General features: G+C 49.7%; 1 tRNA gene. It reads right to left on the bottom strand.

Annotated elements, in window-relative coordinates:
- Positions 1 to 224: 224 nt before the first annotated feature.
- Positions 225 to 298, bottom strand: a tRNA-Ala gene (locus tag I0P70_RS21250).
- Positions 299 to 308 lie beyond the last annotated feature (10 nt).

Raw genomic sequence — 308 nt, 5'->3', positions numbered from 1 at the left:
GGCCCGCTTCTTGGGCTGCACTAGAATTACTTCCAGGCAGTCTTACCTTATAATGTCTTTGTTTTTCTCTCTCCCATCATGTCAAAGAACTTCTCCTAGTGTAGAGTTAAGATCCGTGAGCCAAGTGCGCGGGGCGGTAACCCTCTGCCTGTAACTACGTCTCGTCACTGTCACTAAGTTAGATGCAAAAACCTGCTGTTTTTGCCGTGTTGTTGTAAGCTAAGTGGAGAATAACGGAGTCGAACCGTTGACCTCCTGCGTGCAAAGCAGGCGCTCTAGCCAGCTGAGCTAATCCCCCCTACGGTAAC

The organism is Pontibacter sp. FD36 (assembly GCF_015686655.1).
Taxonomy (GTDB): Bacteria; Bacteroidota; Bacteroidia; order Cytophagales; family Hymenobacteraceae; genus Pontibacter.
Note: the sequence above shows the minus strand (reverse complement) of the source record. Positions and strands in the feature narration are given on the sequence as shown.